This is a genomic window from Occallatibacter sp., from assembly GCF_049582745.1.
Taxonomy (GTDB): Bacteria; Acidobacteriota; Terriglobia; order Terriglobales; family Acidobacteriaceae; genus Telmatobacter.
The window spans coordinates 1-19,483 of the sequence record NZ_JBAUUO010000151.1 but is presented as its reverse complement, the minus strand read 5'-3'; the positions used below and the strand labels follow the sequence as shown (position 1 = coordinate 19,483).

Below are 19,483 nucleotides of genomic sequence, written 5' to 3'. Positions count from 1 at the left end.
CCGCGCGCTCGATCAGCTGGAACCAGCCATCGCGCGGGCCATCGACGCCATCACTCCCCAAAACGCGCAGGCTTTCTTCCGGCACTGCGGTTACGGAGTACAGTAATTATGAAAATGCTCTAGACGTTTGTTGAGGCAGGTGTGCCGGGTTTGGCGGTTGTCTTCCAGGCCGACGAACGTGTTCCGTCCGGGTCGGTGAAGCGAAGATTCTCGATCGCCAGTTCGCCTTCGATCATGTTGACCGTAACAGTGTGGCCCTCGAGGGCAATGGTGCCATAGCCGGATGCGGTGCAGAAAAAGCTGATAAACGGATGCACCTTGAGCTTCGGTCCAAAATGCAGCGTCTTGTCGACAGCGGAGTAGCGGAAGCCGGAGAGCGCGCCAACCAATGCGAAGCTCGACATGGCACGTGCGTACCAGTTGCCACACTCGTATTCGTTCCACGGATTGCGCGTTCGCCCGTCGTAACGGCTGCGCAAGGCTTTGACGATGGTGAGGCCTTCGTCGGCGAAACCCTCATGGATCAGATGCGATGCGACCTGGTATTCGATTCCCGTCCACACTTCGTCGGAGTACACGAAGGGGAGTGTGGGCTTATTGCCTCGCGGCCAACTGCAGAGAAGCAGGCCTGGCTCGTGGCCCATCGCATAGCCGGGACGCTGTGCGTTGGCGTGCTGGCTCATGTCGGTTTTGAAGTTGTTGCGGAAGATGGACTGCAGGTTGGAGCGGATATTCTTCTCGGCGAGCGGAGTGTCGATGCCGTAAAGGCTTGCCATCCATGCTCCGATGATGCCATCGGACAAGCACCCTGAGCCATATTGATACTTCGGTCCCTCGCGCTTCAGCAGTTGCTGCATCTCGCTGCTCTTGTCATCCACGTGAGCGATCGACTGCGCAAACGATTGATCGTGAAGGTCCTGAAACTCAACCTTCTGCTGGAAGTAGTCGCCGTTGAAGAGCGTCTCGTTCATGAACTTCGCGGAACGCGTGGCGAGATCGCCATAGAGCGTCGCGTCAGCAGATTCACCAATGGACGTCGCCATCAACGCCATCGCGGAAAGGGCTCCAAGATAGATGCTGGTGCACATGCCATCGGGTCCCCAGAACTCGATGTCGTAGGTGTTGTGGTGGGGCTCGAACAAAGCGCCGCGATGGTCCGGATCCCACGTAGCAATGCAGTAGTCGATGCTGCGCTTGGCCAGCGGGTACATGCGCTTCAGCCATGTTGCATCGCCGGAGATCTGCCAATCGCGATAGACCTTCATGATGCCGCCGAGTTGGCCATCGGCGGCTGCGGGGCCGGTGTGATCGATTGGGCCGTCGGGAATCGCGCCGCGAAAATTCACATGCCCGCGATCGTCCATGGAACGTACGAGTTCCAGATCGCGCAGGGTGCGTTCAAGCTGGGGGAAGAGATGTGGCAGGGACTGCGCGTAGTTCCAGACATGCGTGCATGATCCGTGGCAGCAACCAGCATCGGGAAAGCAGCCTTCCCATCCCCACACGTTGCCGTTGGCTTCGCGGAGAACGGTGGGCGCCTTGAGGATCGCGAGATTGGCCGAGACAGCATCGAGCACGTACGGCGGAAACGTGGAACCAAAGACCGCGTTCTTGAACTGGATCGTCCTTGTCCGGAGTGTTGTGTAGTTCTGCTCGACGAAGGCAGCCACGTCGCGGGCGTCTTTCCACTGGATGGAATAATACGGATGCCAGGGCGGTGGAGCGTCGGCCGGTACGGTCCGGCAGCCTGCGGGTCCCTCAATCACGGCTGCGTTCTGCGCAGAGGCGATTCCTCCTTCGCGGAGATAGCAGTTGGGGAAGTGCCAGGTGAGCAGGATCGGGTAGGTATGCGAGTCGCCGGGTGCAAGATGCCCATCGAGCAGGATGGAAGCGCCGTTGCGGCCGGCATTGTCGACTGTGTTGGATCCATCGTTTGCGGTGAAGGTGCCGGTAGAGACTTCGCGCCAGAGCGCCGAAAGCGAGTCGAATTCCCAGCCTGGGCTACGTAGCCACATCGCTTTGATCCGCGGTTTGGCGCCGCCGATGGCTGTGAGCGCGGCACTTCCGTACGCCTCGGCGTTGGGGGCCTCGCGATTGAAAAGAAATGCACCTTTACCAGCGATAACGGCATTGGCGCTCGCAGCCTGATCCGGACGGCAACCAGGGGCAAGGTGCGAAAGATGGTAAGAGAATTCGTAGTCGACCGGACGCGAGGAGGTGTTGTGCAACGTGTATTCAAGAATCGCGCAGGGAATCCCCGAGTTCTTGTCGTCGAGCGGAATGAATGGATTCCACGCGACAAGAGATACATCGAGCGGAATGGAGGCGTCGGCAAAGCGAAGCTCGGCGAAGGGGAATTCGCCACGGAAATTGCATTTCTCGAAGCGTGGGAACCCTTCGGAACCTCCGCGGCGCAAACCCTGCCCCTGCAAACCCTGGTCGAATATTTTGAACGGGGGAAAGGGGCCTTCAATGAGCTTGGTGACCGGAGTCGCTTCTTTGATGTGCAAGACGGCAAATCCAGCTTCTGGCGAGTTGGAGGTAAAGCCTGCGGGAAGAGCCGTTGTCTCGGGCCGCGTACGGATGGAAAAGTCCTGCAATCCGCCGGAACCATTGATGCAGATGCAACCGGCGCCGAGGCCGCCGATGGGCATGGCGACCTGGGTAGCGCGATCTCCGCTGAATGTATGCTGTGGGCCTGGCTGGAAGAGCTCTGCCGCAGAAAACGGAAACGATTCGCGATCGAAAGCTTCGGCGGCAGGGGCTGCGTTTGCCACAGAAGCGGCATCGCAGGTAGTAGCAGGTACCGCGGCGGCCAAGGCCGCGGTGGAACCCGCAACGAGGAATTCGCGGCGAGTTGGCTTTTTCACGGACATAAAGCTCTGGAGCTAAAGCTGTTGAAAGGGTAACACCGGCCGGGGCAAAGCCGCAGGCTTCGCAACGTTACAGAGACAATTCGCAACCATATTTGCGCTAGAATCGAGGGCTAAAGCGGATCCCGGATTGCAAACGCTGTGAAGATGGCATGCGAGCAGCGCGAGTTGCCGGGAAAAGCGGCCCTGAAGGAACCAGAGATGGCTCATCCCTCCTGGAAGTGCCGAAACGCTCGCTCCCGAGTGCAGCTCGGCACGCGTGAGGAAATGCGCAAGCCCTCAGGTTGGAGGGCAGCGGCGCGCTCCAGTATGCGAAGAAGACTTGGCTCGACGAGATTGCTGGTTCTAGCCGTGGTTTCGGCAGTGCTAGTTTTGCCGTCGTATGCAACCGAGAAGACGACGGTAAGTGAACTTGAACAAATTATTGCTCAGCACGCGGCGCAGCCACACGAACCGGCAAAGAAGGACAACGGTGCTGCCCCCGACGAGATTCCGGATATCTCCAACGGGGACTTGCTGCAGCAACTTAATCAGGACGACGAGTTGCTTCCGCGACTTGCGGGCATTGAGCTGACCGAGCGGCTGAGCACCCTCAAAATGTATCAGCTCGTTGGGAAATACAACCTGGGCGTACACATGCAACAGGCTCTGGAGCAGTTGGCCGACCGTGCGGCGCTCAAGAATCTGGCTGCGAGCGAACTGCTGAACCGACCCTCTCCTGATGCTGAGGCGCAGCAGACAATGCTGAAGAAGTCGCGCGCTTACGTGCTCGGAGAGTTGTCGCACCTGCCGAACTTCGTGGCGAGCCAGACCACAACGCGATTCGATAATTCCCCCGTGATGTTGAAGTACTTTCAAGCCATGACGGATCAGGCCGGCTTTCATCGTGTGGGAATGGTGCAGCGACGGATCTCGTTTGAAGATGGAAAAGAAATTACGGACGGCGCACGCGTACCCGGAGCAAAGAGAAAGGACGCTGGCCTGGAGAGCCGAGGCGAATTCGGTACCGAAGCGGCAGTGGTGTTGATGGATCTGGAGCACGGCACCGTAGCGTTCGATCATTGGGAGCAATCGATGGTGGGCCCGGTCGCGGCCTATCGATATTCGGTTCCGCGGGAATCTTCTCACTACGAGGTCGCTGACGCGTGCCAGGATCATGTCTCGTTTCGCGACACCCCTGGGTACCACGGAGAGATAGCCCTGGATCCGAAGACGGGAGCGATTATGCGCATGAGCCTCGAAGCAGAGTCGAGATCCGATGATCCGGTGTCGCATGTGGCGAGCGTTGTGGAATATGGGCCGGTGGTGTTGGGGAATCGCCGCTCGATCTGTCCCTTGCGCAGTTTGACATTCATGGTTGAAGAAATGAACGGATGTTCCCATGGAAACCACAAGCTGCAGAAGCCGCTCACGATGATCAACCAGACGATCTTTTCCAACTACCATCGCTTTGGTTCGAGCGCGACCATGATTTTCGATGAGGCGCAGAATGGGCGCGCCACACCCGAAGGTACGTCGGGAAAGGCCGCACCTGGTGGAGAAAAGGTCTTGCAGGTTGGTCCCGCGCCGAGCGGCCAAAAGCGGCGACCGGACTAGAACATATATCGGACGACAGCATAAAGAAGGTGCTAGTCTTTCCGTGCATTGGAGGTCCCTCGTATGAAGCACTTCCACTTGGGAATTGCTGTATTGGCAGCCGCATTTGCAACGTCGTCGATGGGTCAGAGCACCGATGCGGCAAGCGCCACGCCTCAATCCACACTGAAGGTGAACAGCCGAGCAGTGCTGGTGGATGTGGTTGTGACCGACAGCAAAGGCAACCCGGTCAAAGGGTTGAAGCAGGATGACTTCAAGGTGCTGGAACAGGGCAAGCCGCAGAGTATCGGCTATTTTGAGGAGCACAGCACAGACCTGCTGCCGCGACGCGGAGAGGACAGAGCGTTCCCGCAGTTACCGCCTAACGTGTTTACAAATTTCTCTCCGCTGCCAACGCCCCCGGCCGTAAATATTCTTCTGCTCGACGCGCTCAATACACCCATGAACGACCAGATGTACTTGAAGAAAGCGGCGCAGCATTATCTCAAGACCTTGAAGCCCGGGACGCGCCTGGCTATCTTCACGATGTCGATGAGACTGAGTTTCATCCAGGGTTTCTCCGATGACCCAGCCGTCCTCGCGACCGCGATGGGCTACCGGAAGAACGACAAGTCAGAACCGGCAATTCTGCTGCAGTCAAAGGGTGAATCCGACGCGCAGAATTCCGTGGTCGAGTTGATGGTTGCGATGGAACAGGCTGGGGCGAGCAGTATCGCGTTTACCGTGCCACCGCAGACCATCGAGGCCTTTCAGCAATTCATGCAGGAGACGCGGTATGCGCAGGACAGTGACCGCGAATACCGGACGCTGCAGAATCTGAATCAGCTTGCGGCATTTCTCGGATCGTTTCCCGGCCGCAAGAATGTGATCTGGATGTCTGGAGCGTTTCCGGTGGAACTGTTCGGGCAGACCTCGATGCGCTTCGACGATTCCATTAACCAGACCGTCAATCTACTATCGGCGGCACGAGTGGCGATCTATCCGGTCGATGTGCGAGGCACTAATGTTTCGACTTACTACACCGCCGAGAACTCGCTCGATCCGACGATAACCTCTGCTCCGCAACTTCTGGGACCGCCGCCCGGAGTTACGGCGGATGCTCCTAATGCCGGACAGGGCGGCTTTGCAGGCGGCCTGCAAGACGAGAGCAAGGCAAAGAACTCGAGTGATTCCACGATGGATATGCTGGCCAGCCTGACTGGCGGCAAGGCCTTCTATAACCAGAATGACATCTCTGGAATTATTGGAAAAGTCTCGGATCACAGTTCGGATTTCTACACGATTTCGTACTCTCCGACCAATACGAAGATGGATGGCGGCTTCAGAAAGATCGAAGTGAAGATTGGAGACGGTGAGCATTACACGCTGTCATATCGCCGCGGATACTTTGCCCGCGACCAGGATTTGCCCGGAGCGGCTCAGACCCGGCAGGACCAAGCGGCGCAGCATGCTTCGCAAAACCCTGCGAGGGTCGATCCGCTCGAGCCTTTCATGGTCTTTGGAATGCCGCAGTCTGAGCAGATTCTCTACAAGACGCTGATTCAGCAGATGCGGCAGAGGGCCGATGCAAAGCCGTCGCTGAAGGGGCCGACGGATCGTTATTCCGTTGATTTCGCCCTCGATTTGGATGACCTGTACCTAAAGCTGGATCCCGATGGTTCCCGCAAGGGCAAGCTCAACCTGTCGATGATTCTCTATGACAAATACGGACAGGTTACAAGCCGGGAAGACCACCTGGTCAACCTCAGCATTAAGCCCGACGTCTATGCGTTCTTCCAGAAGACGGGTGTGCAGATGCATGGCGAATTACAGGTTCCGAAGGGGCAATACTGGCTGCGCACGGGCGTCTACGACGAAGGGTCGCGCAAGGTGGGAACGATGGAGGTTCCGCTGAGTTCCGTCAAGGAAAGCATCGCCAGTAAGTAGTAAGTAGCTGTTTTGCGATGATCGGCATTCGTTGCCGGATGGGGTTTGGCGCGCCCGAATGTCAATTGGTATACTAGCCAAGTCATTGCAGCGCACTGTTCGTGGAGCCACCCACCCCTCTCCGGCAGAGCCGGATTCCGGGCAGGAATGCAACTGAAAGTCTGCACTGAGGCCAGGTAGCTCAGTGGTAGAGCGCGGCCCTGAAAAGGCCGGCGTCGGCGGTTCAATCCCGTCCCTGGCCACCATTCTTTCTTTTCCTCAAAAGTTTTCCAGACGCGCCACCACCTTTGAGTGAAGCGAAATGGTCCTCCTAAGGCCGGCACGGGCCGGCGTAGAAGCTCCGAAAAAAATCCTATGTGCGGAACCATCCACTGCTTTGCACAAAATCTGTGAGCATCTCAGGGCGGACTCGCTATCGCCGGCGCTTCACGCGCTTTAACTCCAACGCCCTCAACGCAAAAATGGCTCTGGAAAACCGATAAAGCGATCTGAGGGCTGCGCTGTACAATAAGGACATCATGTATGCCACGACGAATCCTGACCTTGTGAATGAGCTTCGATACGCCCTTGACGTGATGGAAGAGAACTCGCACCTTGGCCTGGACAACGAAGCAGCCGGCAGACTCCGCGGCATTCTCGTTCGCCGGATTATCGAGGCCGAAGCTGCAGTGTCGTGTCACCCCGCCGCGCCCGTTCGCTTCCCCATGGAAAACGCGAAGGTCTCCGCCTAAAAGCCAATCGACGGAATTCGTTATGGACGCCCGAGGGAATCCTAGCTCGATCTGTGGTCGTCGAATTCGCGCAGCAAATTAGAAATCTGCTGAAGAGTTTCCGGTGCGCCGGCACCGACCGCAATTGCCTGTCGAGTATTCGCAGCGGTGGACTCTCGCAGGTGAGGCCGCAGATCGACGGTGTGGTTGTCTCGAAGTTGCGCGCAGTGCAGCGAACCGGCATCGCTCTGAAGGAAGGATCACCTGAGCTGGATTCCGACGCGCGGCCTTCGCATGAATAATCGTGTCGAAACCAGCGACGAGACCGGCTCGTCGTGGACTTCTTCATGAAACCAATCCAGACTGAGCGCACTGGTTAGCATCACGCTTTGAGACGGAACAGCTACTGCAGATCGGTGTCGGATAGGAAAGCGCCATCGTCATCGCCGATCGGCATACCGGGAGGAGCGTCGATGGACTTCTCGGGGACAAACTTGTCAGGATCGTGTATGAAGCGCTCGACTCGGTCGATCAGCGCGGCGCGGTGAATTGCTTCGGCAGTATCCTGCGGTATGGGAGTAGAATTCCACTGCTTGAGAACGTCGTGAATGTGCCAGAGAGCGATGGCGCGTGCCTGGCTCGATGCGGCGGGATTGACCGCCAGGGAAAGCATGGCTTCAACCGCGCGAAACTCGACGGCTCGCTCTACTTCAGATGACATGCTGTGTCCCGCTTCCGGGCGTTCAGCGACGGTGGAGGAGACCGCCTCAAGAACGCTGCGGAGTGACGGCGACGCGGGAACTCGCATGTGGTACTCGATCAGGCGGCTTGCACGTGCTGGATCGAGGAGCACTCTGAGCGTCAGGTCGGCAGCGGATTCGGCCGTGGCGATGGGATCGAAGGTGAGCCAGGTATGTGAGGGGAAGGACTCCTGCGTTCGCGGATAGCCGGGAGGGACAGGCGGCAAAATCTTGAGGATCGATTCAGGCAGCGTCAGCGTTTCCGGCTTGAGCGTCTTCAGGACTTCGTCAAGCGCCTTGCGCTGCTGATCCGGATCGAAGATTGAAGGATCGGGGAGACCGTCGCCGCGCAAATTGTAGCGATAATCGAGTCCGCCGATCTCCTTGATAGCTGCCTCGGTTTGATAACGGTGAAACAAGTAAAGCGGGACGAGTGTCTGTTCCAATTGAGCCATGGGCGTGCCCGGCTTGATGGCGTTATCGCCAAAGTTCTTTAATGCAGCAGCACGAACGGCGAGTACCCGGTCAAGCTCTGCGGCAGGGTCGGCGCCGTTGTCCCACAGGTGAGCGCGGGGATGCGCAGAGCCGAACGGACGCGCATCTTCGTCGGTGATGAAGATCTGTCCTGCACGGTCGGCATCGGCGAGAATCTTGTTGAGCGTGGCTTGTTGATCGTCTGCAGTCAGGTTCGGAGCGAATTCCCTGTAGCCATAGTTGATAGATACCTTGTCCCAGTCGCCAATTCCGGTTGCGTATGCATGAGAAGCGTCGACATGGCCATTGCTGTCGAGCGCGATGTTCGGATGAGGATAGTCCATGACACTGTCGGCCTGCGAAACCGTCGAGGCGGCGAAGTTGTGCGCCAGGCCGAGTGTGTGTCCCGTCTCGTGCGCAGCGAGCTGGCGAATGCGCGCGAGCACCATCTGCAGCATTGGATTGCCGGCCGGATCGGCGGAACCCTTATTTATGGATGAACCGTAGGGCGACAAGAGCGCTTCGGCGATCATGTAGTCCTGGCGCGCGCGCAACGAACCCAGGGTGACGTTGCCCTTGATAATCTCACCGGTGCGCGGATCTACGACCGCTGCACCATAACTCCAGCCCCGGGTATAACGGTGAACCCATTGGATGATGTTGTAGCGCACATCCATCGGGTCGGCGCCCTCCGGGAGAAAGTCGACGCAAAACGTGCCCTTCGCCCATCCTGCTGCCTGAAAAGCCTGGTCCCACCAGCGCGCGCCTTCGAGCAATGCCGTGCGAACCGGTTCAGGCGCGCCGCGATCCACGTAATACTGAATCGGCGTCACTGCTTTGCATTCTGCAGTGCAATTCGGGTCCTGCTTGATCAGCCGGTGGCGGATGATGAAGAGTTGATCGAGCGGATCGCCGAGCGGAGCGGTGTAATCGCGATAGCCGCTTGGAAAATAGCCGGCGCGGGGATTGAAGCGGCGTGGCACAAAGCCCGGCGGAGGCAGTTCGATGAAAGAAGTTCGCTCCCGGACTGTCATGGCGTGCGGGTCGGGCGTGACGTTGCGAACATACTCGCCCTTGGGCGGTGCGTCTGTGGTAAATGTGAGCTCTGCTTCCACCTCAGTGTTTTTTGGAAAAGCCTTTGTGTCATCGAGAGCGACGGCGGACCGCGTGGCATCCACGTGGTACGCGCCCTGCTTCAAATTTGTCAGCCTGTCGGAAATCCCGTGTCCGTCATGGAGAAAGAAATCAGTTCCGTCGACAAGGACGGTCCCATCGGGCGATTCGGCGGCGACCGTGAATCCCCACAGCACCGACTGGGCGAAAGACTGCTTCACCGATATTTGTTCAGCCGGATCGCTGCTGGATACACGGAAGGCCAGGTTGGGTTGAACGAGCAAGACCTTCGGGCCGCTGCGTTCAAAATCGACGAGGCGCCCCTCGGAGGTCTGACCGCGGTCGAGGCCGAGATCGTTTGAACCAGTTCCGAATGGCAGGGAATTTACATAAAGAAATTCGGGAGACTTTCCATCGGGGCCGAGATGCCGGATCTCAAAATAGAGCTTGCCGGTTCTGGCATCCCAGTCGAGCGGGATGAGTCCGTCGAAATGCTTCATGGCGACGGTTTTTTCCTGAACAGTGGGCGGTGCGGCCGGCTCCCCGGCTGGGGTTGCGGGCTTGGCGCCTTGTGAAGAAGCGAGAACTGGAAAAATGAGCAGCGCAAGAATGGGAAGCTTGGCCATGATTCCTTCTATCACGGCTCGGCGCGGTAGCGGAGAGATTTCAAGTCAGGCGAGAGACGTGCAGCCGAGCGAATTCAAGTATCTTGCGCGCAGCTTAGGACGAGCACAGATGTTTTCGGATGACCGGTGTTGGCTTAGAGCATGTCTTCAATTTTCACGGGGTCCATGTCCGAGTAATCCTGGTTTTCGCCGCCCATGCCCCAGCAAAACTTGTATGCCTGGGTGCCTACACCCGCGTGAATGGACCATCCCGGTGAGACCACAACCTCGCGATCAGACATCACGATGTGGCGCGTTTCCTCCGGCGGTCCCATGAAATGGAAGACGCGCGCGTTCTCTGCCACGTCGAAGTAGCAATAGACTTCGGAGCGGCGCATGTGCCGGTGCGCAGGCATCGTATTCCAGGTGCTTCCCTCGTACAGATGCGTCACGCCCATTACGAGCTGACAACTCTTTGCACCCTCAGCGTGAACGTACTTGTAAATCGTGCGGCGGTTGCTTTGTGCTGCGCTTCCTATATCTGCAGGCTGGGCGCATTCTTTTTTGACAAGTGTGACCGGGTGGGCTGTGTGCGCAGGATAGCTAAGGATGTAGAAGGCAGCCGGGGATTCCTTCGACTTTGATTCAAAGCGAATCTCAGGGTGATCGCGGCCGATGTAAACGAGGTCGAGATTGTTGAGCGGATAGGTTGAGTTACCGACGTGAACCATGCCCTCGCCACCGATGTTCAGAGCGCCAAGTTCGCGGCGCTCCGTGAAGAATTTTGCGCGCAGCTCGGGAGCGGCGTTCAGGAGTATCGGTCCATCCGCAGGGACAGCAAAGCCCACGACCGCCCGGTCAAGATCCACATACGTCAAATGAATCTCTCCGGGATGCGAAAGACCGTCGATGAGGAAGGAGTCCCGAAGCTCCCGGGTTGTCATGCGCGGAAAACGGACAGGATCCGCAAGCAAAAGTGTCTTCATGAGATTGCACGACTCAAGCGAGGAACTCGCATATTCCCAGGGACTCGCACTTCCGGTCTATCACAGCCTGCATTGAACTTCATAAGAATAGTTTAAGCTTCGTTTCGGCCAACGGGATCGCTTTCGTTTCAAAGAGGGAACAACCTCAAGGGCTTTAACCACGGCAGAAGGGTGCAGGTCGAGAGGCTTGGTGCGGGTTCAAATAGAGCGAAGCGTGAAGAGGGTGATCTCGGGGCGGCAATTGAAGCGAAAGGGAGCACCCACCGTGCCGATGCCGCGATTCACGTAGAGTTGCGTCGTTCCCAGTTGGAATAGTCCCTCAACGTCCTTGCATCCACCGGGCGGCAGCCACAAAGGGCCGACGATTGGCAACCGCACCTGGCCGCCATGGGTGTGGCCGCTCAGAACCAGGGAGGCAGCCTGACCTGCCGGGTGCAAACGTAATTGATCGACATAATCCGGCGCGTGACACATCAGGATGATGGATTCGTTGGCGACGTTTCGAATTAGGGAAGGGATCGCATGGTCGGGGTCGGGCTGTCCGCAGCAGGGGTCATCGAGTCCGGCAAGCCAGAGCCTGCTTCCACCTCGCTCAATCGGCACATAGGAGTTGCGAAGCACGGTCGTGCCATGGAACTTGAGGGCTTCGCCTACGTCTTGCTCACCGGCCCAGACGTCATGATTGCCGAAGATCGCGTAACGCTGTCTGCACTGAAGACTGCCGAGCATCTTGCCGCATTGCCAGGCCGCGTCGACAGTCAGCTTCGGTGGCAAGACTTGCGCGCTGACGTAGTCGCCCGTAAGCAAGACGAGATCGGGACGAGCTTGGTTGATCGCATCGATGGCTTCCCGCAGCAAAAATGGTTCGGTGAACTCATCCAGATGGATGTCGCTGAGTTGCGCAATGGTCAAGCCGTCAAATTCGGCCGAAAGCCCGCGGAGCCCGATGTCTTTTTTGACGACTTCAAGCCAATGCCGCTCGAACTCGCCTGCATAGAGGGCCAGGCCGCCCGCGCCGCAGAGTGCTCCTTTGAGAAAAGACCGCCTTGAAACCACTTGCTGATTCAAGCCAGCCACGGATGATGCCATGTATGTTTAACCGACCTAATAGGTTTTTTGAGCGACGCGCGGAGAAGCTAAACTCCAGATGGCCTTATTCCGAGCCGATTGCCCATCTCGCACGTACGATCTCACTTCTATTGTGATGCAAGATTCTCGAAGGAGTGTGTGTCGAGCCGCGAGATCGGCCCTACACCATTCGTGGGATTCTCAATCCGCGTGGTGAATACCGCCGAAAGCGATGATTTGCAGCAAAGGACGCTGCTGGAAGAATGGGAGTGCGGACCTCGTACCGACCCCTTACACTGGAATGCAACCATGCGTTTGACACCCGTTAGGCTGTTTGATTTGGTTTTTGCCACGCTTGCCGCAATCGTTTTGTTGGCTCACCCTGACGGTCTTTTGGCCGCTGAACCTGGAGTTGGCACGGCGCCACCGCCGGTCCCCGTAGCGAGTGCGGCGGACAGCCGCGCATCGCGGGCTTACCAGGCCGCAATGCGTGAAGGACCGCTTGCGGTTGAGGCATTTCTCGAAGATTTTCCGAAAGGCGCGGATCTGCATTTTCATCTGGGCGCGGGGGTCTATGCGGAGACGCTGATTCGCGTGGCCGCGGAAGACAAGCTATGCATTGATCCTGGCAGGGACGAATTTGCGCGCGACGATCAGCACAAAGCGTTGAAGGAGCCATGCGCACCGCCTCTTGTCCCGGCTAGCGAATTGAATGGTAGCAATCTGACGGAGAAGGAGCAGGACCTCTACGACCGTGTCGTCGATGCCTTCTCAATGCGAAACTTTGTGCCGACGCCGAGCTACAGCGGGCACGATCAATTCTTCTCGACCTTCGATCGCTTTGGGTCGCTTGACAAGAGTCATACGGGTCAGTGGATTGACGAAATCACACGGCGCGCCGATGCGGAGAACAATCAATATCTCGAGTTGATGCACACGCCGACGTTTGATCACGCCAGGAGTATCGCTAAGGAACTGGGATTCAATCCGGATCTTGCGCAGATGCGGCAAGCACTGCTCGATCATGGATTGCGGGATGAGATTGCTGGGGATCGCAAAGAGGTTAGGGAAGCGATCGCTTCGCGCAATCAGATTCAGCATTGCGGGACCCCGCAAGGTGCACGTGCGTGCCGGGTGCAGGTGCGATTCATCTACCAGGTGCTGCGTGCGTCAGCGCCGGAGCAGGTGTTTGCGCAAACGCTGCTTGGATTTGAGACGGTTGAGCAGGCGATCGAGCAGGGATCGGATGACTGGGTCGGCATTAATTTTGTGCAGCCGGAAGACTACATGGTGGCGATGCGCGACTACACGCTGCACATGAAGATGGTGGAGTACCTGCACAGCGTCTATCCCAAGGTGCATATCACGCTGCACGCGGGAGAACTCGCGCCGGGCATGGTGCCGCCGGAGGGGATGAAGTTTCACATCCGCCAGGCAATCGAGATCGGGCACGCAGAACGGATCGGGCACGGTGTCGACGTGATGTATGAGGATGATGCTAAGGGACTGCTGCAAGAGATGGCGAAGAAGCACGTAATGGTCGAGATCAACCTGAGCTCGAATGAAGGAATTCTGGGCATCAGCGACGACAGGCATCCGTTTCAGTACTACCGCGCGGCACATGTGCCGGTGGCGCTCTCGACCGATGACCAGGGCGTGAGCCGCATCGACCTTGCCCACGAATACGTGCGCGCCGCCAACGACTACCACCTGAGCTATGAAGACTTGAAGCAGCTTTCGCGCACGGGCATGGAACACGACTTCCTGCCGGGCGAGAGTCTTTGGGTGGCTCCGGACGTGTTTAGTGTGCCGGTTGCAACCTGCAGGGGACAGCTTCTCGGCGCAGCGAAACCTTCGGCTGCGTGCAGGAGATTTCTCGATGCCAATGAGAAGGCTGCGGCGCAGTGGGAATTGGAGCGGCGCTTCCGCGAGTTCGAAGCGAAGTTCCAGTAGAATCCGCTTTGTGCATTTACACCCGCTAGTCTGTATCTGGAGTTCTCACCTCGATGCCATCTATTGCCTATCTTGAATGCTCGCGCTGCCATGCGCACACCTCGGCTGCAACACCATTGACTGTCTGCCAACAGTGCACGACACAGCCGGCGGGATCGCTCTTTGTCCGCTACGACTTTGCGCATCTGAAGGGGACGACGGCGAACGACGTCATCGCGAAGGATGCTGCCGGGCCATGGGCGGGAATGTGGCGGTATCGCTCGGTGCTTCCTGAGGCTGTGCCGGTCACGCTGGGCGAGGGATGGACGCCGATGCTGAAGAGCAAGAGGCACGAGGGAGCGTACTTGAAGGAAGAAGGCGCGAATCCCACGGGTACGTTCAAGGCGCGCGGGCTGGCGATGGCGGTGACGATGGCGAAGCATTATGGATTGCGCAAGCTCGCTGTGCCGTCGGCTGGAAACGCGGCGGGAGCGCTGGCTGCGTATGCTGCAGCCGCGGGGATTGAGGCACATATCTTCATGCCGATCGACGTGCCCTTTGCCAACTACGTAGAGGCGATTGCGTATGGCGCGCACGTGGAACTGGTGAATGGGCTGATCTCAGACTGCGCTCGCATGGTGCAAGAGCGGAAGCAGGCGGAAGGATGGTTCGATATCTCGACGCTGAAGGAGCCGTTTCGCATCGAGGGCAAGAAGACGATGGGCTACGAACTCGTGGAGCAGCTGGGATGGGAATATCCGGACGCGGTCTTCTATCCGACGGGCGGGGGCGTTGGACTGATCGGGATGTGGAAGGCGTTTGAGGAGATGGAAGAACTTGGTTGGGTTCGCAAGGGAAGGCGGCCAAAGATGATTGCGGTGCAGTCGTCGGGGTGTGCGCCGGTTGTGCGGGCTTATGACGAAGGCGCGCAGGCGAGCGTGATGTGGAAAGATGCGGCGACGTTTGCGTCGGGGCTTCGCGTGCCCAAGCCTTACGGAGATGCGATCATCCTCGACATTGTGCGTGCGTCGGATGGGCTTGCGATGGCAGTGAGTGATGATGAGATTCTGGCGTCGATACTCGACTGGGCGCGGAATGAAGGTATCTTTCTCTCCCCGGAAGGCGCAAGCGTTACGGCCGCATACGAAAAACTTCTTGCAAACGGATATCTGAAGCCGAGCGATCGCGTGGTGCTGTTCAATACAGGCGCGGGTCTCAAGTACACAGACGTGACGGCGGAAGCGATGAAGCTGAAACGCCCGATGGCACAATAGATCGCGATGACAACCTCGACGACAACGCACACGCGCAGCACGGACCGGATCGCACAGGCATTCGCTGTGGCTGGCGCGTTGCTTGTGGCTGCGGGTATCGCGTTATCGCTGGGGCACCTGCTTGCCGCGGGTGAAACGCTCCGCTGGATCGGCATTGCGTGCCTTCTGATTTTTTCGATTCGCAAGCCATCGCTGATGACATGGACATTCTTTGCGATGGTTGCGGGAGTCGAACTCGGGATTGACGCCCCACACATCGCGGCGCAGGCGCGATTGCCCGGCGACTTGTTTCTGCGCCTGGTGAGAATGATTGTTGCGCCGCTGCTGTTCGCCACGATCACAACGGGCATCGCGGGCCATAACGAACTGCGCTCGGTGGGGCGCGTTGCCATCAAGGCGCTGATACTCTTTGAGGTCGTTACTACGCTTGGCCTGATGATCGGCGTTGTGGCCATGAATCTCTCCGGAGCGGGCTGGGGCATCTCAATTCCTGAGGCGCTTGGTGGGACGGCTCCGGCGGCGCAGGCTCCGCAAACGTGGCAACAGATCGTTCTGAATCTGTTTCCTGACAACATTGCTCAGGCCGTGGCGCAAAACCAGATTCTCCAGGTGGCGATATTCTCGATTCTCTTTGGCGCGGCGCTGGCGATGCTGCCGGACGAGAAGCGCGCGCCGCTCGTGAGAGTCTTGCAATCGCTGGCCGACGTGATGTTCCAGTTGACGCGGTTCATCATGTACCTTGCGCCGCTGGCGGCCGGTGCAGCCATTGCGTATACCGTGGGCAACACTGGACTGGCGACGCTGCTTCCACTTGCGAAGTTGGTCGGGACGTATTACATTGCGCTGGCGGCATTTGTTCTGCTCGTGATGGTTCCGGTGCTCGCCCTATTTCGAGTTCCACTGCGAGGATTTCTGAGTGCTGTCGGCGAGCCTGCGGCGATTGGATTTGCGACGACGACATCGGAAGCCGCTCTTCCGCTGGCGATGGAACGGATGGAGGAATTCGGAGTTCCGCGCTGGATCGTTTCGTTTGTGATTCCCACGGGCTACAGTTTCAATATGACCGGGGGCAGCGTGTACTTGTCGATGGCGGCGGTGTTCGTGGCGCAGGCTGCGGGCATTCATCTTACGTTTGGCCGCGAGCTTGCGGTGGTTCTTGTACTGATGGCTGCGAGCAAAGGCATCGCGGGAGTTCCTCGCGCGTCACTCGTTGTGCTGCTGGCTACGGCGAGCGCTGTTCATCTGCCTACCGCGCCGATCCTGCTGATTCTTGGCGTGGACACACTGATGGACATGGGCAGAACTATGATGAACGTGGTCGGCAACTGCATGGCGGCCGCGGTCATTGGCAGGACAGAAGGCGCGATCCCCGTTTCCTGAGTGGCCCGAACCGCACGTGCGCGCTGCTCCATTGACCGCACTCGCGATCGAAACGATGGATGACGAGGCTTTGCAGCACCGATCCGCTGTGGCGAACCGTTTCCTGGCGGTCGGGCGGGGGCGCATCGAAGATGGCCACAAAAATCATGCCCAGAATTAAGCCGAGAAATAGAGCGTTGAAGCAAGTGATGAGACTGCGCATGTTGTCCTCCCCATGCGGACGCGACTGTCCGCAAGTGCTGAGCGATGTGCAAGGTAGCGCGAACAACGGCCGTGCGCAAGGTCAAAAAAAGAAGATGGCTATTCCGCGGCTGCGCGTTTTTGCCATCTCTTCCAAGCCAGTTGTCCGAGTTCGAGCATGAGGCTCAAGACAGCAATTGCGCAGACGACCGACAGGCCGAGCCGAATGCTCCAGTTGGTCGCATCGAGCGTCTTGCCATACCGCGCCAGGTTGACGGCCGGGTTTTTCAGCAGCACGTAGGCATGATCGGACACGCTCAGAACCACGGCGAGGGGAATAAGACCAACAACCTGAACCAGCATGCGTTGGGTGCGGTTTGGATACTGCCAGTTGCTCATCGCCAGATCAAGACATTTCCAGCCGAGTTGCAACACATTGATACCGACGACCCACCAGTAGAACGTCCACCACACAGGCGCCAATGCAAAGGGAACCACTTGCAGGACTACGGCGCCCGGACCCATCACAAGAAACGGATATCGCGGAAGCAGCAGCAGCCATGCGAGAAGAAGAAAACCCATAACAACTTCTGCTACGGCGCGGACAAAGGTGCGAGGCTTGCCCGCGTTCGATGGAGTCTGTTGCAGCGCGGGCAGAGAACTCGGGCTCCAGTCGTACTGAATCGTTGTCGGGAATTTTTCCGGGTATCGCGCAGCAAAGAACTCCAGAGCTGCAAACGCCAGCGTCACCCACGCTGCCGTCATGATGAGAACGCCGGGTATTCGCATTAGCGACTCCGCGACGCCGGTGGCGCTTGAGGCGATCAGCGGAATGATGGCCACAACCGTAATCGAATAAACAATCAATACCACCACAGTGGCGATCCGCAGCACGTATAGATACGCAGGAAACAACGCCGGTCCAATTAGGCACTGCTGCGGCTGGTAGCGCGACGCAACCAGCAGAGGCGGGCCCATCTCGCGGAGCAGGTCTTCCATTTCGCCCTGGGTGAGCGGACGGTTGAGTTCCGACTCCTTGTCCTCAATCTGCGACTCCATGTTGGCGCGGAGTTCGGCGATGATGTCGTCTTGCCGGCGAACCGGGAGGTACTTTCTGACGGCTTGGAGATAACGGTCGAGAAGTTCCATGGCTGTTTCCTTACTTGCTGCTCTGAGATTCCGGGTGTTCGAAGATGCGGTTGATGGAGGCGTTGATGGCTTGCCATTCTTCCAGCAGCTTGGCGAGGATCTGTTCGCCTTCCGGCGAGAGGTGGTAGAAGCGCTTGTTGCGCTTCTCTTCTTCGCGCCACTGGCTTACGAGCAGGCCCTGCGTTTCAAGCCGCCGAAGAAGCGGATACAACGTGCTTTCGTCGATCTCGAGGCCTCGTTCGGCGAGGTCTTTGCGGAGCGTGTAGCCGTAATGCTCCTGGCGAAGCTGCGCCAGGACAGCGAGCGTGAGACTGCCGCGGCGAAGTTCGAGGCGAAGGCTTTCGAATTGGTTTTCAGCGACTGTCATGCTGTGCCCCGTACACTGTACTTAACATACTATATGACAACTAGTGTATGACGTCAAGTAGATTTTGAGGATTTTTTGCACAGTCATACGGGGCTAGAATTTCGGGAATGGATAACGAGCGTATCCGCGCGATCTGCATGGCGCTGCCGCATGTGGCGGAGACCTTGAACTGGGGCCACCACCTGGTTTATTGGGCCGGCGACCGGGATATTGGCGGCAAGATGTTTGCGATGACGAATTTGGACGGCATTGGGACCGGGGTGCTGTGGTTTCACTGCGGTGCAGAGCGGTTCCATGAACTGCTTGAAACCGAGGGCATTATTGCGTCGCCGTACCTGGCGAAGGCGCACTGGGTGACGCTGGAGCGGTGGGATGCGCTGCGACCTCGCGAGATTGAAGAAGAGCTTCGCAGGGCGCATGCGTTGATCTTCGAAAAGCTGCCGAAGCGGGTGAAAACTGTGCTGGCGCTGCCGGAAAAGGAGCGGAAGCAGGTGATCCGCGAGCGGAAGAAGAAGCTTATGGGGCGAGCAAAGGTGGCTGTGAGCGGGAGTTCAGGCGGTATACGGAAGAGCAAAAAGGCAGCGGGCTAGCGTCTCGATTTCCCATGTCTCTGACGAGAGACCCTTCAAGGCGGTCAGCGCGGGCGATGGCCAACCGGATGTTTGTGGAACCGGGGCAGTACGCGGCGCGTACATTGTGGTGATTGAGTTTGAGGTAGATGTCATGGCGAAGTTTCTTTTGTTCTGCATTCTCCTGGTTCTGTGCTGGCCGCTCGCGTTGCTGGCAGTGATCGCGTATCCGTTTGTGTGGCTGCTGCTGCTGCCGTTCCGGATTGTCGGAATCGCGGTGGGCGGGGTGCTGGAACTGGTGAGCGCGATCATCTTTCTGCCGGTGCGACTGGTGCGGGCGATCTGAATTGCAACAGCTTCCGGGGATAAGTGAACTATGTTCCCGGTCCGTACCCCTTGCCTGTTGCCACCCCCCCACCCCCCCCACCCATATTTTCCGATGAACATTATTAGAATCATGGCTTTGCGAGAGGGAAATATCTGTAGATAATTCCAGCGAATAGACTTGGACGCAAATATTTCCAAGCTAAGGACTTAGAAC

Annotated in this window: 15 protein-coding genes and 1 tRNA gene; 9 read left to right on the top strand and 7 right to left on the bottom strand. The window is 58.0% G+C overall.

Features of this window, described 5'->3' with window-relative positions; genetic code table 11:
* Nucleotides 1-119 precede the first annotated feature (119 nt).
* Nucleotides 120-2,870, bottom strand: coding sequence for a GH116 family glycosyl hydrolase (locus WCA10_RS21710; protein ID WP_472824623.1), 2,751 nt, complete (start codon nt 2,868-2,870; stop codon nt 120-122).
* A gap of 312 nt (nt 2,871-3,182) precedes the next feature.
* Here WCA10_RS21710 and WCA10_RS21705 point away from each other — a divergent pair, with 312 nt between their 5' ends.
* From WCA10_RS21705 to WCA10_RS21690, 4 genes are all read left to right on the top strand, one after another.
* Nucleotides 3,183-4,469: a hypothetical protein gene (locus WCA10_RS21705; RefSeq protein WP_472824622.1), complete on the top strand. Its 1,287-nt coding sequence runs from the start codon at nt 3,183-3,185 to the stop codon at nt 4,467-4,469.
* A gap of 63 nt (nt 4,470-4,532) precedes the next feature.
* Nucleotides 4,533-6,395, top strand: a complete 1,863-nt coding sequence (locus tag WCA10_RS21700; RefSeq protein ID WP_472824621.1) for a VWA domain-containing protein — start codon at nt 4,533-4,535, stop codon at nt 6,393-6,395.
* Between the two features lie 170 nt (nt 6,396-6,565).
* Nucleotides 6,566-6,640: transfer RNA gene (locus WCA10_RS21695), tRNA-Phe, on the top strand.
* 273 nt (nt 6,641-6,913) lie between these two features.
* Nucleotides 6,914-7,126, top strand: coding sequence for a hypothetical protein (locus tag WCA10_RS21690; protein ID WP_472824620.1), 213 nt, complete (start codon nt 6,914-6,916; stop codon nt 7,124-7,126).
* 382 nt (nt 7,127-7,508) lie between these two features.
* On the opposite strand, the gene WCA10_RS21685 is transcribed toward WCA10_RS21690, so the two are convergent.
* The 3 genes from WCA10_RS21685 to WCA10_RS21675 form a co-directional block, all read right to left on the bottom strand.
* Nucleotides 7,509-10,058, bottom strand: coding sequence for a zinc-dependent metalloprotease (locus tag WCA10_RS21685; RefSeq protein WP_472824619.1), 2,550 nt, complete (start codon nt 10,056-10,058; stop codon nt 7,509-7,511).
* Nucleotides 10,059-10,192: 134 nt separating this feature from the next.
* Nucleotides 10,193-11,023, bottom strand: coding sequence for a 5-dehydro-4-deoxy-D-glucuronate isomerase (gene kduI / locus WCA10_RS21680; RefSeq protein ID WP_472824618.1), 831 nt, complete (start codon nt 11,021-11,023; stop codon nt 10,193-10,195).
* Nucleotides 11,024-11,221: 198 nt separating this feature from the next.
* A complete protein-coding gene (locus WCA10_RS21675; protein WP_472824617.1) occupies nt 11,222-12,112 on the bottom strand; it encodes a metallophosphoesterase in 891 nt (296 codons plus the stop codon).
* A 138-nt stretch (nt 12,113-12,250) separates the two neighbouring features.
* Between WCA10_RS21675 and WCA10_RS21670 the strand changes: the two genes are divergently transcribed.
* From WCA10_RS21670 to WCA10_RS21660, 3 genes are read left to right on the top strand one after another with little or no spacing between them, the layout of a single operon-like run.
* Nucleotides 12,251-14,044 (top strand): adenosine deaminase family protein, encoded by a 1,794-nt coding sequence (locus tag WCA10_RS21670; protein WP_472824616.1) that lies wholly within the window; start codon nt 12,251-12,253, stop codon nt 14,042-14,044.
* 53 nt (nt 14,045-14,097) lie between these two features.
* Nucleotides 14,098-15,297: a threonine synthase gene (locus tag WCA10_RS21665; RefSeq protein WP_472824615.1), complete on the top strand. Its 1,200-nt coding sequence runs from the start codon at nt 14,098-14,100 to the stop codon at nt 15,295-15,297.
* Nucleotides 15,298-15,303: 6 nt separating this feature from the next.
* Entirely contained in the window at nt 15,304-16,677 is a 1,374-nt protein-coding gene (locus WCA10_RS21660; protein ID WP_472824614.1) for a dicarboxylate/amino acid:cation symporter, read from the top strand.
* Here WCA10_RS21660 and WCA10_RS21655 read toward each other — a convergent pair.
* From WCA10_RS21655 to WCA10_RS21645, 3 genes are all read right to left on the bottom strand, one after another.
* Nucleotides 16,640-16,879 carry a hypothetical protein gene (locus tag WCA10_RS21655; RefSeq protein WP_472824613.1) on the bottom strand — a complete coding sequence of 80 codons (240 nt, stop codon included), beginning with the start codon at nt 16,877-16,879 and terminating at the stop codon, nt 16,640-16,642. The two genes, WCA10_RS21660 and WCA10_RS21655, sit on opposite strands and share 38 nt — an antisense overlap.
* A gap of 98 nt (nt 16,880-16,977) precedes the next feature.
* Nucleotides 16,978-18,006: an HAAS signaling domain-containing protein gene (locus WCA10_RS21650; RefSeq protein ID WP_472824612.1), complete on the bottom strand. Its 1,029-nt coding sequence runs from the start codon at nt 18,004-18,006 to the stop codon at nt 16,978-16,980.
* A 10-nt stretch (nt 18,007-18,016) separates the two neighbouring features.
* The gene (locus WCA10_RS21645) at nt 18,017-18,373 is read right to left on the bottom strand and encodes a PadR family transcriptional regulator (RefSeq protein ID WP_472824611.1); all 357 of its coding nucleotides are present in this window, start codon (nt 18,371-18,373) and stop codon (nt 18,017-18,019) included.
* 107 nt (nt 18,374-18,480) lie between these two features.
* Here WCA10_RS21645 and WCA10_RS21640 point away from each other — a divergent pair, with 107 nt between their 5' ends.
* Together WCA10_RS21640 and WCA10_RS21635 are read left to right on the top strand one after the other, a co-directional pair.
* A complete protein-coding gene (locus tag WCA10_RS21640) occupies nt 18,481-18,963 on the top strand; it encodes an MmcQ/YjbR family DNA-binding protein (RefSeq protein WP_472824610.1) in 483 nt (160 codons plus the stop codon).
* A 133-nt stretch (nt 18,964-19,096) separates the two neighbouring features.
* The gene (locus WCA10_RS21635; RefSeq protein ID WP_472824609.1) at nt 19,097-19,288 is read left to right on the top strand and encodes a hypothetical protein; all 192 of its coding nucleotides are present in this window, start codon (nt 19,097-19,099) and stop codon (nt 19,286-19,288) included.
* Nucleotides 19,289-19,483 lie beyond the last annotated feature (195 nt).

Bases quoted from the DNA above. Each gene is read 5' to 3' on its own strand.
- WCA10_RS21640 (WP_472824610.1), top strand. From the start codon at position 18,481: ATGGATAACGAGCGTATCCGCGCGATCTGCATGGCGCTGCCGCATGTG.
- WCA10_RS21665 (WP_472824615.1), top strand. From the start codon at position 14,098: ATGCCATCTATTGCCTATCTTGAATGCTCGCGCTGCCATGCGCACACC.
- WCA10_RS21690 (WP_472824620.1), top strand. From the start codon at position 6,914: ATGTATGCCACGACGAATCCTGACCTTGTGAATGAGCTTCGATACGCC.
- kduI (WP_472824618.1), bottom strand. From the start codon at position 11,023: ATGAAGACACTTTTGCTTGCGGATCCTGTCCGTTTTCCGCGCATGACA.
- WCA10_RS21655 (WP_472824613.1), bottom strand. From the start codon at position 16,879: ATGCGCAGTCTCATCACTTGCTTCAACGCTCTATTTCTCGGCTTAATT.
- WCA10_RS21650 (WP_472824612.1), bottom strand. From the start codon at position 18,006: ATGGAACTTCTCGACCGTTATCTCCAAGCCGTCAGAAAGTACCTCCCG.
- WCA10_RS21635 (WP_472824609.1), top strand. From the start codon at position 19,097: ATGGCGAAGTTTCTTTTGTTCTGCATTCTCCTGGTTCTGTGCTGGCCG.
- WCA10_RS21660 (WP_472824614.1), top strand. From the start codon at position 15,304: ATGACAACCTCGACGACAACGCACACGCGCAGCACGGACCGGATCGCA.
- WCA10_RS21705 (WP_472824622.1), top strand. From the start codon at position 3,183: ATGCGAAGAAGACTTGGCTCGACGAGATTGCTGGTTCTAGCCGTGGTT.
- WCA10_RS21675 (WP_472824617.1), bottom strand. From the start codon at position 12,112: ATGGCATCATCCGTGGCTGGCTTGAATCAGCAAGTGGTTTCAAGGCGG.
- WCA10_RS21685 (WP_472824619.1), bottom strand. From the start codon at position 10,058: ATGGCCAAGCTTCCCATTCTTGCGCTGCTCATTTTTCCAGTTCTCGCT.
- WCA10_RS21700 (WP_472824621.1), top strand. From the start codon at position 4,533: ATGAAGCACTTCCACTTGGGAATTGCTGTATTGGCAGCCGCATTTGCA.
- WCA10_RS21645 (WP_472824611.1), bottom strand. From the start codon at position 18,373: ATGACAGTCGCTGAAAACCAATTCGAAAGCCTTCGCCTCGAACTTCGC.